The 16,775-nt window shown below is 63.3% G+C and carries 13 protein-coding genes; 3 read left to right on the top strand and 10 right to left on the bottom strand.

The genetic code is table 11. The features are described from left to right. Positions 1-6: 6 nt before the first annotated feature. The 4 genes from O7A60_RS06185 to O7A60_RS06170 all read right to left on the bottom strand — a co-directional run bounded on the left by O7A60_RS06185 (position 7) and on the right by O7A60_RS06170 (position 5,336). Positions 7-1,395 carry an aldehyde dehydrogenase family protein gene (locus tag O7A60_RS06185; RefSeq protein WP_337105525.1) on the bottom strand — a complete coding sequence of 463 codons (1,389 nt, stop codon included), beginning with the start codon at positions 1,393-1,395 and terminating at the stop codon, positions 7-9. Between the two features lie 83 nt (positions 1,396-1,478). Next, positions 1,479-2,849 carry a glutamine synthetase family protein gene (locus tag O7A60_RS06180; RefSeq protein WP_337105524.1) on the bottom strand — a complete coding sequence of 457 codons (1,371 nt, stop codon included), beginning with the start codon at positions 2,847-2,849 and terminating at the stop codon, positions 1,479-1,481. 87 nt (positions 2,850-2,936) lie between these two features. Continuing rightward, entirely contained in the window at positions 2,937-4,499 is a 1,563-nt protein-coding gene (locus O7A60_RS06175; protein WP_337105523.1) for an amino acid permease, read from the bottom strand. Positions 4,500-4,517: 18 nt separating this feature from the next. Beyond that, positions 4,518-5,336: an N-formylglutamate amidohydrolase gene (locus tag O7A60_RS06170; protein ID WP_337105522.1), complete on the bottom strand. Its 819-nt coding sequence runs from the start codon at positions 5,334-5,336 to the stop codon at positions 4,518-4,520. A gap of 141 nt (positions 5,337-5,477) precedes the next feature. Between O7A60_RS06170 and O7A60_RS06165 the strand changes: the two genes are divergently transcribed. The 3 genes from O7A60_RS06165 (at position 5,478) to O7A60_RS06155 (ending at position 10,792) form a co-directional block, all read left to right on the top strand. After that, on the top strand, positions 5,478-6,305 hold the full coding sequence (locus O7A60_RS06165; RefSeq protein WP_337105521.1) for a MurR/RpiR family transcriptional regulator: 828 nt from the start codon (positions 5,478-5,480) through the stop codon (positions 6,303-6,305). Positions 6,306-6,509: 204 nt separating this feature from the next. Continuing rightward, positions 6,510-7,664: an efflux RND transporter periplasmic adaptor subunit gene (locus O7A60_RS06160; RefSeq protein WP_337105520.1), complete on the top strand. Its 1,155-nt coding sequence runs from the start codon at positions 6,510-6,512 to the stop codon at positions 7,662-7,664. Then, the gene (locus O7A60_RS06155) at positions 7,661-10,792 is read left to right on the top strand and encodes an efflux RND transporter permease subunit (RefSeq protein WP_337105519.1); all 3,132 of its coding nucleotides are present in this window, start codon (positions 7,661-7,663) and stop codon (positions 10,790-10,792) included. The genes O7A60_RS06160 and O7A60_RS06155 overlap by 4 nt, the downstream gene beginning before the upstream one ends. Positions 10,793-10,798: 6 nt before the next feature. Here the strand turns inward: O7A60_RS06155 and O7A60_RS06150 are convergent, their stop codons facing one another. The 6 genes from O7A60_RS06150 to O7A60_RS06125 all read right to left on the bottom strand — a co-directional run bounded on the left by O7A60_RS06150 (position 10,799) and on the right by O7A60_RS06125 (position 16,686). Beyond that, positions 10,799-11,209, bottom strand: coding sequence for a GtrA family protein (locus O7A60_RS06150; RefSeq protein ID WP_027142966.1), 411 nt, complete (start codon positions 11,207-11,209; stop codon positions 10,799-10,801). After that, positions 11,206-12,024 carry a ChbG/HpnK family deacetylase gene (locus O7A60_RS06145; RefSeq protein ID WP_337105518.1) on the bottom strand — a complete coding sequence of 273 codons (819 nt, stop codon included), beginning with the start codon at positions 12,022-12,024 and terminating at the stop codon, positions 11,206-11,208. Before O7A60_RS06145 ends, O7A60_RS06150 begins: the two co-directional genes overlap by 4 nt. Continuing rightward, a complete protein-coding gene (locus O7A60_RS06140) occupies positions 12,021-13,004 on the bottom strand; it encodes a glycosyltransferase family 2 protein (RefSeq protein ID WP_337105517.1) in 984 nt (327 codons plus the stop codon). The genes O7A60_RS06145 and O7A60_RS06140 overlap by 4 nt, the downstream gene beginning before the upstream one ends. Continuing rightward, complete coding sequence (locus O7A60_RS06135; RefSeq protein ID WP_337105516.1) at positions 12,997-14,163, bottom strand: glycosyltransferase family 87 protein; 1,167 nt, start codon at positions 14,161-14,163, stop codon at positions 12,997-12,999. Before O7A60_RS06135 ends, O7A60_RS06140 begins: the two co-directional genes overlap by 8 nt. Positions 14,164-14,349: 186 nt before the next feature. Then, positions 14,350-15,387: a zinc-binding dehydrogenase gene (locus tag O7A60_RS06130; protein ID WP_337105515.1), complete on the bottom strand. Its 1,038-nt coding sequence runs from the start codon at positions 15,385-15,387 to the stop codon at positions 14,350-14,352. Between the two features lie 57 nt (positions 15,388-15,444). Continuing rightward, on the bottom strand, positions 15,445-16,686 hold the full coding sequence (locus O7A60_RS06125; protein WP_337105514.1) for an acyl-CoA dehydrogenase family protein: 1,242 nt from the start codon (positions 16,684-16,686) through the stop codon (positions 15,445-15,447). Positions 16,687-16,775: the final 89 nt, after the last annotated feature.

Here is a 16,775-nt window from a genome sequence, read left to right as displayed (position 1 = left end):
CAAAAATCAGATGGCTTCGCGCAGGTGGAATGACTTCGGCCTCGTCAGATTGTCGTAGCCGATGGCCGACAACCCGGCGCCCTTGCCGGTGTCCTTGACACCGGTCCAGACCAGCGCCGGATCGAGATAGTCGCAGCGGTTCATGAACACCGTGCCAGTCTCGACCCGGTCGCCGATCGCCACCGCATGCTCGGTGTCGCGCGTCCAGATCGAGGCGGTCAGCCCATAGGCGCTGTCGTTCATCAAAGCGATCGCCTCTTCGTCGTTGCGCACCTTCATGATGCCGACGATCGGGCCAAAACTTTCCTCGCGCATGACGCTCATCTGGTGGTCGATTCCGGTCAATACCTCCGGTGCCAGATAGGGCGAGCCGGCCTTGTCGTTAGCCACCTTCATGTTGATGTGCGCCACCGCACCCTTACGCAGCGCTTCGGCCTTCTGCTCGCGGATCAAGTCGGCGAAACGCGCCTGCGCCATCGGCCCCATCGTCGTCGCCTGCTCCAGAGGATTGCCGACGACATAATTCTTCGTCTCGGCGATGAAGCCTTCGACGAACTCGTCATAGACCTTCTCGTGCACATAGACGCGCTCGATACCGCAGCAGCACTGGCCGGAGTTGAAGAAAGCGCCGTCGACCAGATTGGCGACCGCATGGTCCATCTTGGCATCGGGCAGCACATAGGCCGGATCCTTGCCGCCAAGCTCCAGGCCAAGCGTCATGAAGGTGCCTGCCGCCGCCTTTTCGATGGCGCGGCCGCCGCCGACCGAGCCGGTGAAATTGACATGGTCGATCTTGCCCGAACCCAGCAGTTTTTCGGTCTGGGCATGGTTGAGAACCACGTTCTGGAACACGCCCTTGGGCAGGCCAGCCTTGTCGAAGGCCTGCTGGAAGCGCTCGCCGACCAGCAATGTCTGCGCCGCATGTTTCAGGATAACGGCGTTGCCGGCCATCAGCGCCGGTACGACGGTGTTGACGGCGGTGAGATAAGGATAGTTCCACGGCGCGATCACCATGACCACGCCGAGCGGATCCTTCTTCACATAGCGGCGGAAGCCGTCCTTCGGGTTGGAGGCCGGCACCGACTTGAGCGCCTGCTCGGCGATCTCGACCATATAGTTGGTGCGTTCCTTGACGCCGCCGAACTCGCCGCCATAGCGAACCGGTCGCCCCATCTGCCAGGCAATCTCCGGCACGATCTCATCGGTCATCGCGACCAGCGCTTCCAGCATCGCCAGCATGCACTTGCCGCGCTCTACGATCGGCGTCTGCGCCCACTTCTCCTGCGCCGCTTTGGCGCGCTCGACCGCGGCGTTGATCGCCTGATCCGTCGCGATCGGACGCTCGGCGTAGATCGAGCCGTCGATGGGAGATTTTAACTTGACCGTTTCGGTCATTCGTTCAGTCCTCGCACTTCATGAATCTTGATTTGCGCCGCCGCCATTCCAGCGATGGCCGGAGAGGGCAGCGGCGGCTTGGTTTAATATCGTTCGAACCCTCTGTGCAGTTCCCAATCCGTGATCCGGCGATCGTATTCGAACTGTTCCCACTTCGCCGTGTGGACATAGTGCTCGAGCACATCCTCGCCGAGCGCCTGCTTCAGCATCTTCGACTTGGCCAGCGTCTCCGTGGCATCGCGCAGTGTCTTCGGAATCTCCGGCAAACGAGAAGCCTGATAGGCGTCGCCGACGAAAGGCTTCTGCAATTCCAGCTTCTCGTCGATGCCGGCAAGGCCGGCCGCGATCAGCGCCGCGAAGGCGAGATAGGGATTGAGGTCGGCGCCGCCGATGCGGCATTCCATGCGGATGCCCTTGGTGCCCTCGCCGCACAGGCGGAAGCCGGCGGTGCGGTTGTCCTCGCTCCACATGATCTTGGTCGGCGCGAAGGTGCCGGCCTGGAAGCGCTTGTAGGAGTTGATGTAGGGCGCCAGGAACCAGGTGAATTCCTTGGCGTATTTCAATTGTCCGGCCGCCCATTGCTGGCCGAGCGTCGACAAGGTCCAGTTGGCCTTCTCGTCGAAGAACAGCGGTGTCTTGCCGTCGGCGCTCCACAGCGAGTTGTGGATGTGGCTGGAATTGCCGGCGAGCCCGTAATTGTACTTCGACATAAAGGAGATCGCCTTGCCTTCGGACTCGGCGATTTCCTTGGCGCCGTTCTTCAGGATGACGTGGCGGTCGGCCATGTCGAGCGCTTCGGCATAGCGCACATTGATCTCTTCCTGGCCCGGGCCCCACTCGCCTTTGGAATTCTCGATCGGAATGCCGGCCGCTTCCATCTCGTTGCGAAGCCGGCGCATGACGCCTTCTTCCTTGGTGGTGATGCCGATCTGGTAATCGCCGATGTAGGGCGAAGCGGTGTCGAGACCTTGCCAGTGCTTCTTGCGGGCGGAATCGTAGGTCTCGTTGAACAGGTAAAATTCGAGCTCGGAAGCGAAATAGCCGATATAGCCACGCTCGCTCAGCCGCTTGACCTGCTTCTTCAGGATGGCGCGCGGCGAATGCGGCAAGTCGTCATGGGTGTGGTGGTCGAGCACGTCGCAGATCACCAGCGCCGTCTTCTCCAGCCATGGAATGCGCCGCAGCGTCGCCAGGTCCGGCTTCATGACGAAATCGCCATAGCCCTTCGACCAGCTTGCCGCCTTGTAACCCGGCACCGGTTCCATATCGATGTCGGCCGCCAGCAGATAGTTGCAGCCATGCGTCTCGTCATGCGCGGAATCGACGAAATATTGCGCCAGGAACCGTTTTCCCGCCAGTCGGCCCTGCATGTCGACGATGCAGGCCAGCACCGTGTCGATCTCGCCATTGGAGACCGCTTTCTTCAACTGATCGAACGAGAAATTTCCGGCCATTCCTTTGGCACTCCAGTGCTTGGTCGTTGAAAGGGAGAAACAAAACCATGGCCGGCGCGATGCCGGCCATGGCCATGATGGCGGATGTCAGTGGCCGGTTTCGCCGACCGCCTGCTCCGCTGCCTTGATCGCGGCCTGGCGCTTGGCAATCTGGTCACCGATCGGCGGACCTTGGAAGCGGCGGCTCTCGAAGCCGAACCAGAGCACAGCGGTCAGCAACAGAAAGCCGATGGTGATGTAGAGCACCTTGTCATTCGGCGGCTGGACGGCAATGTAGAAAATGATCGCCATGCCGACGACAGACAGGGCGCAGAACAGCTTGAACAGGCCGCTGCCGAGATTCCATGGACCGGGGCTCGGCCACTTCGCCGTTCCGAAAGCCATCATGCCGAGCACGATCGGAATGATGAAGGAGAGGAACAGGAAGACCAGCGTCGAGTTGACCACGATGGTATAGATGTTCGTGCCGCCGATCGAGATGAACTGGGCAAGGAAGACATAGATGATCTCGAGGATCGCAGCAGTCCAGATGGCGTTGACCGGCGTGCGCCAAGTCGGATTGACCTTGGCGAGTGAGGCCGAGCCGACCGGCATGCCGCCGTCACGAGAGAAGGCGAAAAGCATGCGCGAAGCCGAGGTCACCGTGGCCAGACCGCAGAGGAACTGCGCGATCAGGATTCCCAGATAGAGCAGTTCCTTCAACCAAACCGGCAAGATCGCGTCCATGGTGGCGAAAAAGACGTTCCAGCCTTGCTTGGCGCCCGCCGCCAGGTCCGGGATCGCCAGAACGATGGCGCACAGCATCACCCAGCCGATCAGCGAGGACCAGACCACGGACGAAACGATCGCCCGCGGAACCGAGTGCGCAGCCTTCAGCGTCTCTTCCGACGTATGTGCCGAAGCATCATATCCGGTGATGGTGTAGACCGGCAAAAGCAGGCAAAGCAGGAAAAGATAGCTCATGGAGTCGGTCTGCGGGAAAACGCCGCCGCCGGCGTCACCCGAATAATTGGTGAAAGTCCACAGCCGCGTGACGTCGATCGCCGGGGCAAACACAAGGCAGGCCACGATCAACACTGCGGTCGTGGCGAGAATGATGAAGCCGGAAGCATCGGTCAGCATGGCGGTCAACTTGATGCCGAAATGATTGAGCAAAGCCTGCAGCACGGTAATCAGAGCGACGAACCCGACAATTTCTCCTGGAGTCCCGGTTATCCCGAACCAGCTCCCGAACGTTCCGGTGAAGAAGAACGCGGTCCCGATGTTGATTGCGCCGAGCACGGTGATCAAGCCAAGCAGGTTGAGCCAGGCGGTCAGCCAGCCGGTAAAGCGGTTCCCAAGGATCGAGGCCCAGTGATAAAGGCCGCCGGCTGTCGGAAATGCCGAGGCGATCTGTGCCATGGCGAGCGCAAAGAAACCGGATACGGCGCAACCGACGATCCAGCCGATGCCGGCACCGGCGCCGCCGATCGAAGACGTGGCCTGGGCGAAGGAATTGATGCCGCCTGAAAGGATGCAGATGATCGAGAACGAGATCGCGAAGTTCGAGAAGCGACTCATGCTTCGCGACAATTCCTGGGCATAGCCCATTCCGTGGAGAACCTTTAGGTCCTCGTGCTTGTCGACTTCCGTGTAGTCTTGCGCTGACATGTTAGTCCTCTTTGTTTCTTAGCTGGCCGAAAGTACTGACTTTCCTACTGCGCGTTGTCGGGAGCCCATGGCCTCCTCTGGCTCCAGATTGGAAAAAATGCCGGTGAGCAGATCCGCCCATTTCCGCTGCCCGGTCTCGCCGGAGATTTCGTCGTTGCGGATCTCGATCATCGCACAGGGCAAGCCGCGCGAACGTGCGTGCCGTTCCAGCGTGAAATAGACGCGGTCGGCCGGCGAATAGGGCTCGTTGACGCCGACGGTTACGCCGGCAAGCCGCTTGAGTGCCGCGATCAGCGGCGCCGCCAGGCGGCTATCCTCGTCATGGATAATGCCGATGTGCCAGGGCCGGTTTTTGGACTTGTAGACCGGCGTGAAGGAATGGACGGAGACCAGCCGCGTCTCCTGGCCGCGCGCCAGCCGCTCCTCGACGATGCGCTCGATCGTGCTGTGAAATGGCTGCCATGACACGGCCACCCGCGCCGCGAGCTGCTTCTCGGACAGGCCGGTATTGCCCGGTATGGCTGTCGTTTCGCTGACCTGCGGCACCAGGTCCGGCGCGTCGAGCGACCGATTGCAGTCGACGACCAATCGCGAAATCCGGGTTTCGACCAACGTGGCATCGAGTGCCTGCGCCATCCGCGACGCAACCGGCAGCGCACCGGGATCCCAGGCGATGTGGCGCGTCAGGTCCTCGGCGGCGAGGCCGAGCGTGCCGAATTCGGTCGGCAGGAAATTGGAAGCGTGGTCGCAGGTCAGTACGAAAGGGCTCGATCCGCCGGGGTTCATCACCCGCACGGTATCAGACGATGCAAGGCTGGCGGGCCGTGCTTTCTCCATAGTCTGCCGTCCCCGGGGAGCGCTGTATCGTATGTTACGTATTTTGCCTCATTGCGTCCCTACGGATGATTTCATACAGTTTGTTTGGCTTTGTCAAATGCGATCTGGGGAAAAGACCGTCGACGGCCAGGGTGGGAGAAGATGATTTCCAACATTGCCGAATTGATCGCCGACCGTATCGGCGCGATGCCCGCCGGCGAACGGCGAGCGGCGCAGACGCTGATCGCGAACTATCCGATGATCGGCCTGAAGACGGTCGCCGAATTCTCATCCGCGGCCGGCGTCTCCTCGCCGACGATCCTGCGTTTTGTCGCCCGGCTCGGCTTCCAGAACTATCCCGAGTTCCAGTCGAGTCTGCAGGACGAACTGGCGGCGCAATTGCAGTCGCCGGCGATACGAACGCTCAATCCGCCCTCGCCCAATGGCGGCACGGTGTCGCCCATGCTGGAAGCGACGCTCGACAACATGCGCGAGACCTTCAGGCATCTATCCGACAGGCAGCTTGCCGACATTGCCACCAGGCTGGCCGAGCGGCGCGGCAAGACCTTCCTCATCGGCGGCCGCTTCACCGATCCGCTGGCGCGCTACATGGCAGCCCATCTGACCGTCATCCAGCCCGATGTCTTTCACCTCGCCGGCCAGGAGAGCATGTGGCGCGACAGGCTGATCGACATGGGCAAGCGCGACGTGCTGGTGATCTTCGACATCAGGCGCTACCAAGGCAGCCTCCTCCGCTTCGCCGAAAAAGCGCATCAGCGCGGCGTGCAGATCGTGCTGTTCACCGACCAGTGGCTGTCGCCGATCGCCCGCTTTGCCCGCCACGTCATCGCCGGACGAACCGCAGTGCCTTCCGCATGGGACTCCTCGGCGGCGCTTTTTGTCGTCGCCGAAACGCTGATCGGCGCCGTCACAAGACAACTCGAGGCCGACGGCGCCCGGCGCATCCGCGAGATGGAAGGCCTGCGATAAGCAGATCTCCCGGGGCATCGCATCGGCTCCGCTACAGCGTCCCGAATTCACGTTACCGAGATTTAATGTGCACGATTGCGTGATAATTGCCATAAACCGATGATATCGGGGTGTGGCGTGGCCGGTTGTTGCCGCCAGCCCGCATCGTCGCTGCATCCGCTTCCACCTGGAACCCAGCGGACGATTGTTGCCGCTGGAGTATCGATGTCGAGCTGGAAACAGATTGTCCTTGCACTTGTGATCGTGGTCGCCGCCGTGGCTGCGTGGGCGCGTTTCTACCCCGGCGCTCCCGAAGTGCTGTCACGCTGGGGGATTGACTGGGCGTATGGCGCGACGCCTCCAGCAAAGGACACCGCAGCGGCTGGCGCCCGGCAGACGGAGCGCACCCGGATTGCCACGATCGTCGCGTCGCCAGCCAGCATGGCCACGATCAACGACCGCCTGCAGGCGATCGGCACCGGCCGCGCCAACGCCTCGGTGACCGTCAATCCCTATAGTTCCGGCCGCCTTGCCGAACTGCTGGTCGAAACCGGCAGCCATGTCGATAAGGGGCAGATCATCGCCTCGCTCGATTCCGACACGGAGATCATCGCCCAGAACCGGGCCAAGCTCGCTTTGCAGGATGCCCAGTCCAAGCTCGACCGCGTCAAGTCGTTGCGTGCCTCAAACGCCGCCACACCGGTCGCGGTCGCCGATGCCGAAGTGGTGCTGGCCGGCGCCAAGCTGGCGCTTCAGGATGCCGAGCTTGCGCTGCAGCGCCGCTCGATCCTGGCGCCGATCGCCGGTACCGTCGGCATCCTGCCGATCTCGGCCGGCAACTATGTGACCAACCAGTCGGCGATCGCCACGCTTGACGACCGCTCCTCGATCCTGGTCGATTTCCAGGTGCCCGAGCGCTTCGCGGCCGCTGTCAAGGTCGGCGCGCAATTGACGGCGACGCCGATCGCCAATCCGAGCAACGCCTATACCGGAACGGTGTCGGCGATCGACAACCACATCGACGAAAAGAGCCGCACCCTGCTGGTCAAGGCGAAGATCGCCAACCCGGCCGATTCGCTGCGCGCCGGCATGTCGTTCTCCATCACCATGAAATTCACCGGCGAGACCTATCCGGCCGTCAGCCCGCTGGCGATCCTGTGGGGATCGGAGGGCGCCTATGTCTGGCAGGTCGAGGACGGCAAGGCCAGGCGGTTGCCGGTTCGCATCATCCAGCGCAACATCGAGACCGTATTGATCGACGCGAAGATCGACTGCGGCGACATGGTGGTCACCGAAGGCACCCAAGGTGTCAGCGAAGGCGGCGAGGTTCGCATCGCCGGCCAGGACCAGCGCGCCGCCAACGCCGCGGAAGGCTTATGACCGGCCCCGCCGACGCCTCCAGCGACACCGGCTTCACCGCGCTGTTCATCCGCAGGCCGGTCATGGCCTTCGTGCTGAACACCCTTATTGCCGTTGCCGGCCTCGCTGCCTTTTACGGTGTCGAGATCCGCGAATTACCCGACGTCGACCGTGCCGTCGTCACGGTCTCGACCACCTTCGAAGGGGCCGCCGCCGAAACCGTCGATCGCGAATTGACCGACACGATCGAGGGCGCCGTCGCCCGCGTCTCCGGTGTCAAGTCGATCTCGTCATCCTCCTCCTTCGGCTCGAGCCGTGTCACCATCGAGTTCAACGACGGGGTCGATCTCAACGTCGCCGCCTCGGACGTGCGTGACGCGGTCGGCCGCGTCGCCAACCAGATGCCGGACACGGCCGATCCGCCGCGCATCGTCAAGGCCGACGCCAATTCCGACGCGGTGATGCGCCTGGCGGTGACCTCCGACACCATGTCGATCCAGGACATGACGGTCGTGGTCCAGGACCAGATCGAGGACGAACTGGCCGCCGTGCCCGGTGTCGCCGACGTCCAGGTCTATGGCGACCGCGACAAGATCTTCCGCATCGATGTCGACCAGAACAAGCTGGCCAGCCTTGGCTTCACGGTCGCCGACCTCAGGGCGGCGCTTGCCTCCGTCGCCTTCGATTCCCCGGCCGGGTCGATCACCACGACAAACCAGGACCTGATCGTCCGCACCACGGCCGACGTAACGACGCCTGAGGAATTCGAGAACATCATCATCGGCGGCACGACGCGCATCCGCGATGTCGCGACCGTCACGCTCGGCCCCGATGTCGGCCAGACGGCGCTGCGTTCGGACGGCAAGACGGGCATCGGCATCGGCATCATCCGGCAGGCGGAATCCAACACGCTGGACATTTCGACCGGCGTCCAGGCCGCCGTCGCCAAGCTGCAGGAGAACCTGCCCAAGGGCATGTCGATCAAGATCACCAGCGACGACGCTGTCTTCGTCAAGGGTGCGGTGCACGAGGTCGAGATCGCGCTTGGCCTGTCGGTCACCATGGTGCTGATCGTGATTTATGTCTTCCTGCTCGACTGGCGCGCCACGCTCATCCCGGGCCTATCGATGCCGGTCGCCATGATCGGCACCATAGCCGCCATCTATCTGGCCGGCTTCTCCGTCAACATCCTGACGCTGCTTGCTTTGGTGCTGGCCACCGGCCTTGTCGTCGATGACGCCATCGTGGTGCTGGAAAACATCGTGCGACGGCGCAACGAAGGCATGGGCCCGCGCGCGGCCGCCGTGCTCGGTGCACAGGAAGTGTTCTTCGCCGTCGTCGCCACGACGCTGACTCTGGTCGCCGTCTTCGTGCCGATCTCGTTCCTGCCGGGCCAGACCGGCGGCCTATTCCGCGAATTCGGCTTCGTGCTTGCGATGTCGGTGCTTCTGTCCTGCGTGGTGGCACTGACGCTTTGTCCAATGCTTGCCTCACGCATGCTGACCAGCGCGTCCCTCCACCACGAAGGCGGTCACGGCATTGGCGCACGCATCGGCGGCGTCCTGAATGCCGGCTACAAGCGCGCCCTCCATGCATGTCTCGACGCGCCGTGGATCGTGGTTCTGGTCGCGGTGCTGTTTGCCGGCATCGCGTTTGCGCTGTTCGGCACCATCCGCCAGGAGCTGACGCCAACCGAGGACCGCGCCGCCGTGCTGTTGCGCATCAACGCCCCGCAAGGCGTCAGCCTCGATTATACGACGCAGCAGATGCAGAGAATCGAGCGCCTGATCCAGCCCATGCGCGATTCCGGCGAGATCCGCTCGACCTTCGAAAACGCCGGCCAGAACGGCTCCTACAACTCCGGTTTCATGGTGATGACGCTGGCGCCGTGGGGCGAGCGCAGCCGCAGCCAGCAGGAGATCATGGCCGAGATCAGCCAGTTGACCAGGCAGGTGCCCAGCGTGCGCATCTTCCCGGTCCAGCCCAACAGCCTCGGCATCCGCGGCGCCGGCAATGGCCTGCAATTCGCGCTGGTCGGCAACGACCGCAAGGCGCTTGGCGACGCGGCGGTCAAGATCATCGCGGAGATGCAGAAGGATCCGCGATTCCAGACGCCCCGCCTGTCGATCGACCCGACGCAGCCGCAGCTCGCCGTGGCCATCGACCGCGAGCGCGCTTCCGATCTCGGCATCGACATCACCGGGCTCGCCAACACCATGCAAGCCATGCTCGACGGCAACGACGTCGTCGATGTTTACATCGCCGACCGTAGCTATGGCGTGAAGCTGGTCTCGACCACCAACCCGATCAACGACCCGACCGATCTGGAAAATGTCTTCCTCAAGACGGCGGACGGCCGCTTCGTGCCGATGTCGACCATCGCCACGCTGACCGAGCGCGCCGTGCCGCCGTCGCTCTCGCGCGAACAGCAGCAGCCTTCGGTGGCGATTACCTCGAACCTCTCAGGCAATTTCGCTCTTGGGGACGCGCTGACACGCGCGCAGGAGATCGCCGCGCCGCTTCTGCCGCCCGGCAGCCGCATCCTGCCGCTGGCCGAGGCCGCGACTTTGGGCGAAACCAACAGCGCAATGGTCACCATCTTCGGCTTCGCGCTGGTCATCATCCTCTTGGTGCTGGCCGCCCAGTTCGAGAGTTTCGTCAGCGCCGTCATCATCATGGCGACGGTGCCGCTCGGCCTTGCCTGCGCCGTTTTCGCCTTGCTGCTCTCGGGCACCAGCCTCAACGCCTACAGCCAGATCGGCCTGGTGCTTCTGGTCGGCGTCATGGCCAAGAACGGCATCCTGATCGTCGAATTCGCCAACCAGCTGCGTGATCGGGGCCTCGGCGTGCGCGAAGCGATCGAGCAGGCCTCCACCATCCGCCTGCGGCCGGTGATGATGACGATGATCTGCACAATTCTCGGCGGTGTGCCGCTTGTGCTGGCCGCCGGCGCGGGCGCAGAGGCACGCGTGGCGCTCGGCTGGGTCATCGTCGGCGGGCTTGGCCTGGCGACCGTCTCGACGCTGTTCCTGACACCGGTCGCCTATCTCCTGCTTGGCCGCTTCGTCACCCCGAAGACCCACGAGGAAGCACGGCTGAAGCGCGAACTCGAGGAAGCCGTCTACACCAATGTGGAACCGGCGCAATAGAGATAGTTATTTCAGCAGCCGGCCTTCGATCGACCAGCGGGCGGCAAGGAAGTTCAACACAGCCGCTACGATGACGCCGCCGATCTTTGCCGGCCACACACCCGTGATACCGGCGAAGAGTGCGATCGACAGGCTGGAAACGCCGAGCGAAATCAACGCCCCGGCCGTGACGAACCGCAGGAAGGCGTCATGCAGCCGGATGGCGTGATTGCGCTCGAACGACCAGAAGCCATTCGCCACGAAAGAGAAGATCACGGCGATCGACCACGAGACGACATTGGCGGACAGCGGCGGGACGTGCAGCTTGAGCAGCAGGGAAAAGCCGGCAAGATCGATGGCCGTGTTCGCCAGTCCGACAAGCGCAAAACGGACGATCTTGCTGCCGGTCGAACGCTGGGGCTGTTTGCCGCCGCTCATCCCATGCCGTCCATGATCTCGACACCGGCGCGGGCTAGGCGCGCGCCGAACGCATCCGAGGCCAGAACCCCAAATTCCACTTCGCGCACGCTTTGCATCGGATCGCGCGCGCACAGTGTTTCGTCGACATGGCCGGGGTGGCACATGAACAGTCCATGGTCCGGCAGCGCTTCGACCGCAGCCTCCAGCAATGGGGCAAATTTTTCGGGTTGCCGCCAGTCATAGATGCCGGCGAGCGGCCTCCAAACAGCAAAGCCGGCGCGCTGCATCGATTGGTTGAAGCCGGCGGCCACGGCAGCGATTGCCGCGATCTTCGGTGCGACGGCGGCATCACCCAGCGCGGGAGCGCCGCGCAACACCGGCCTGCCCGCAGCTTCACGAAAATTCGCCCGCAGCCATCCGCGCACGACGGGCAGGAAATGCACGTGCTGATGTCCATCGATGAAGTCGGGCTTGCGGCCCAGCGCCTCGACGAAATGACTATATTGCGCGCCGAGTTCGGCATGAACGTCGCGCTCATCGATCCGGCTGCGCAAGACCGGCAGGGCCAGCGAACGAAGCGGCGGCAGCCGGCCCTCAGGCGCCAGGCTCGATTTGCCCGTGACGGCTGGCTGGTCCGTAAGGGTTAGGTGCAGTCCGATCGCCGCGTGACCGCACAGTGGCCTTATACGCGCCGCTGCCCCAGCCCATTCCGGAAAACCGGTCATGCAGCTGGTGCCGGTCAGGCGTCGCCGGTCGAGCAGGTCGAGAATCCCGGCGCAAACCCCTGGCGCCAGGCCGTAGTCATCGGCGATCAGGCGAATGCGCCGCGTCATCCGCGGGACGCTACCGCGGCGCCGTCCGAAACGTCGCTGCGCACGACATCGCGCACGATATACACCGGACGGTCCTTGCTCTCCGACAGCGTGACCCAGACATATTCGCCGATCAGGCCAAGGAGGGTGAGGTTGAGGCCACCGAGCAGGACGACGGCGACCATCAGGCTGGGATAGCCAGGCACTGCAATGCCGTAGAACATCACTTCGAAGAACACCTTGGCGCCGTAAACGACGCCCGCCAGCGCCGCCAGCATGCCGCTCAGACTGATGATGCGCAGCGGGATGACGGAAAACGACGTAAAGCCTTCCAGCGAAAAGGCGATCAGGTTGAGCCGGCTCCATTTCGATGTGCCGATGGCACGATTTTCCGGCGAATAGGGTATGGCTTTCTGGCGGAAGCCGGCCCAGGCGAACAGGCCCTTGTTGAAGCGCCGCTTGTCGCGCAAGCTTGTCAGCGCGCGCGCCACGGTACCGCGCATGACGCGAAAGTCTCCCGCATTCTCGGGGATATCGAAACGCTGGCTGCTGTTGATCAGGCTATAGAACAGCTTCGCCAGCTGGCTGCGCCGCCAACTGGCCTCGCGCCGGTCGTTCTGGGCGTAGACGACGTCGATATCGGGGTGTTCCACCAACTCGGCAATCATCTGCAGGCTGACATCCATGGAATGCTGAAGGTCGGAGTCCATGATCAGCACCATGTCGCCGCGCGAATGGTCGAGGCCGGCGAGCACCGCGACCTCCTTGCCGAAATTGCGGCTGAGTCGCACGACCTCCCAGGAACCCGACAGCGCCAGCGAAAACCGCTCGGCGCCATCGTCGCGACTGCCATCGTCGATCAGGATCTTATGGACGGCCATGCCGAAACGGCTTGATACCGCTTTCTCGAGCCTCTCGAGCAGCCCGGCAAAGGCCGACGCTGACTGCGCCTCGTTGAAGAAGGGCGCTACGATATCGAGTTTCTGCCGCGACTCAGCCATGTGCAACGGGTCCGACATTCACCGCCTTGTCACGCGCCTTGGCCCAGAACCACCAGATCAGCGAACAGGCGATGAAGGTGACCGCGAGCGGCCGGAACCAAGGGTAGAAGAAATTATGCATGTGGCGCTCGACGCTGGTCAAACCTGTGAGGAACAATACCGTCGACAGCACCGAAGCCAAGACGCCACCACGCTCCTCCCGCCACAGTGTGGCGATAGCGAGACCGGCAGGCACGGCGATCATGGCATAGGTATTTGGCTCGACGCGCGGATTGAAGACGCACATGTAGAAGGCGGCCGTCAGGAAGATCGCCAGTCCGGCCATCCCAGGCTGGAGCTTGCGGTCGAACCAGAGGACGATCGATAGCGTAAGCAGTGCCACGACGACGCGCGCGATCGTGGCGGCGAATTCAGGCATGGGCACTCCTGCCGAGGTGAAAGGCGCCGTGAAGTCGGTGGGGACAAAGTGGCCGGACTGGTCGACGGCCATCGAGGTCAGCATGCGGGCGAAATCACCGTACTGCGCGTTGAGATAGCCGGCAGGTGCGAAGGCATACGGTAGGGCGAGCACGAACAGCACCGCCAGCACGAGCACGGGTATCAGCCGCAGGCGCAGGGCTCCCACCAGCAAAAGCATGATGATCGCGGTCGGTTTGGCAATGATGGCGACCGAAGCCCAGAAGAAGGTCTCGGCGCGCCGCCCTTCGAGCGCCGACAGGGTCAGGAGCCAGCAGGCGCCGGTCAAGAGGATCGTCGCCTGGCCGTTGCGGATCGCACCCAGCGCCATCGGCAGGGCAAGGAAGAGCCCGAAGGAAAGCAGCCACGGCAATTCCCCGCCGCCGATTTTGCGCACTTGCCGCATCGCCGCGAAGGTGAGCGCCGCGAAGCCCACCGCATGCCACACCACGCCGCCCAGATACGGTCCAAGCTTCAGCACCGGCACGTAGAGCGCAGCAAAGGCCGGCGCGTAGAGATAGCCCATCTCCGACTGGAGATTGTACAGCGGCTGACCGCTGAGGAATGCCTCGCTGCCATATCCGTAGGCCTGCATCACCGTGCGCGTGTGGGGCGACCATAGCACCAGGCCGAGAACGACCAGGAATGCCCCGACCCACATGCCCAGCCCCAAACGGTCGAAAACCGGCTTGGAAATCGTCATCAATACACCCCGCACGCCATCGCGGAAGACGCCTCAGCCTGGCGTCGTCCCGGCATTCGATGGCGGCGGCATATCACGGACAAAGCGACCAGGCATAGGGGGGCACAATGGCGCAAACGGCGATCCGGCCGTTCCGATAGCGCCGGACACGTGATTGTGTCGAGCGTCGAGAGCAAGGTCACCGCTTTAAGGCCGGATGAAGACCTTGCCGTTGCGCTTGGCCAGTTCCGCCGGCACGCGTGCCATTGCCTCGGCCAGCGGAATGACCGCCGTCACGTCGGTCGACCAGCGTCCATCGGAAAAACGCTTCTGCGCCTCGAGGATCGCCGGACCACGCCGATCCCTGGATTGCCGCATCCATTCGCTCAGCCAGAAGCCCTCTATGTGCTTGTGCTGGAAGATCAGTTGGCCGGGTTCGCGGATGACCGTGGCCTCGGGATCGAGCCGGCCATAGATGATCCAGCGCGCCCGTTTCGGCATTGCATTGAAGATGGCTGAAGCCAGCGGGCCCGTGACAGCATCGAGGAAGATGCGCGGCTGTTCGGCCTTCATCACCTCGCACAGCGTGGCCTCGAAATCCGGCGCCTTCTCGTTGAGGACATGCGCCGCGCCAAGCTCTTTAAGCATGGCGATCTGCTCGTCGCGGCGCACGGTGACAACAGGCCGGAACCCTTCCTCGCTGGCAAGGCCGATGATCAGCTTGCAGAGCTGGCTGGCGCCGGCGGTCATGACGAAGGCCTTCTCGCCTTCCTGTTTGACGATGTCGAACATGGCGATCGCGGTCAGCGGGTTGACGATCATCGCGGCGCCGTCCTCGTCGCGCACCGTATCGAGCAGCGGAATGCAGGCCGCCGCCTCGGCGACGGCATATTCGGCCCACGAGCCCCAATTGCTGAGACCAGTGGCGAAAGCGACACGCTTGCCGACGAGGCTGTTGGGATAGGCCTCCTCGCCCCCCGCGACGACCGTGCCGACGCCCTCGAAGCCCGCCGGCTGACCCTTGGCGCGAGGCTGGCCATACTGGCCCTTGATGAAGGCGACATCCGATGGATTGATCGAAGCCAGACTGACCTTGATCAGCGCCTGGCTCGGTCCGGGCGCAGGCACTGCGATGCTGCCCGGCTCGAGATAGGGCTTCATCGCCTCGAGCGCACTGCCGCTCGGCGTCCTGGTATAGCCGTCACCGACCAAGAGCAGCGCCTTCATTTCGGAGGGGATGGTCATCACTGACACTCCTTGGTTGCCGCAGGAAAACCCGTATATGGCCAGCCGAACTGCCGCTCAGAGCTTCTCCTGCGTGTATTTCTTCAACTCCGTACGCGCCACCTGGCGGCGATGGACTGCGTCAGGCCCGTCGGCGAGGCGCAGCGTCCTCAGATGCGTCCACGAGCGCGCCAGTGGCGTATCCTGGCTGATGCCCTGGGCGCCGAACATCTGCACCGCCTCGTCGGTGACCTTGAGCGCCACGCGTGGCGCGACGACTTTGATCTGGCTGATCCAGGGAGCGGCGGCCCGCGCGTCTCCCTGGTCGATCATCCATGCCGCCTTGAGGCAGAGCAGGCGGGCCATCTCGATCTCCATGCGGCATTCGGCGATGATGTCGAAATTGGCGCCAAGCTTCGCCAGCTTCTGGCCGAAGGCCTCGCGGCGCACGGAACGCTCGCACAGCATCTCCAGCGCCATCTCGGCCTGGCCGATGGCGCGCATGCAGTGATGGATGCGGCCGGGGCCGAGCCGGCCTTGCGCGATCTCGAAGCCCCTGCCCTCGCTCAGGATCAGGTTCGAGGCCGGTACCCGGACATTGTCGAAGCGAAGATGCATATGGCCATGCGGCGCGTCATCGTCGCCATAGACCTGCATGGCGCGGACCTTGGTCACGCCTTTCGTGACCGAGGGTACCAGGACCATCGAGTGGCGGCGGTGCTGCGGCTCGTCATCGCCGCCGGTCCGCACCATGACGATGTAGATGGCGCAGCGCGGATCGCCGGCGCCCGACGCCCACCATTTCTCGCCGTTGAGCACATAGTCGCCGCCCTGCCGCCCGCAGCGCATGGAAATGTTGGTGGCGTCGGAGGAAGCGACATCCGGCTCCGTCATCAGATAGGCCGAGCGGATTTTTCCGTCCAGCAACGGCTCGAGCCATTCCCGTTTGTGCTCGGCCGAGCCGTAGCGTTCCAGAACCTCCATATTGCCGGTGTCCGGTGCCGAGCAGTTGAATGTTTCGGCGCCGAGATGCGCCTTGCCCATCTCCTCGGCCAGATAGGCGTATTCGACAGTGGACAGGCCGTAGCCACGTTCCGAGCCGGTCAACCAGAAGTTCCACAGGCCGCGCTCCCGTGCGGTCTTCTTCAGCCCTTCGAGGATCTCGCTCTGGCGTTTGCTGTAGACGCAGCGGTCGCCGGCCTTGCCGACTTCGCCCAGGAACTCCTTGTCGAGCGGCATGATCTCGTCGCGCACCATGGCCGCGACGCGTGCGTGGATCGGCTTCAGCCGCTCGGTCATGCCGAGATTCATCTGCGTCATCGGTCGCTAACCCTTCATGCAGGCCGGGCATTTTATCCGTGGCAAGGATGACCGTACTTCGGATAGCCTTGTCAACGCGAACTGTTTTG

It is taken from the genome of Mesorhizobium salmacidum (SeqCode), assembly GCF_037179605.1.
In the GTDB taxonomy this organism is placed as follows: Bacteria; Pseudomonadota; Alphaproteobacteria; order Rhizobiales; family Rhizobiaceae; genus Mesorhizobium; species Mesorhizobium salmacidum.
This window is presented reverse-complemented; position numbering and strand designations above follow the sequence as displayed.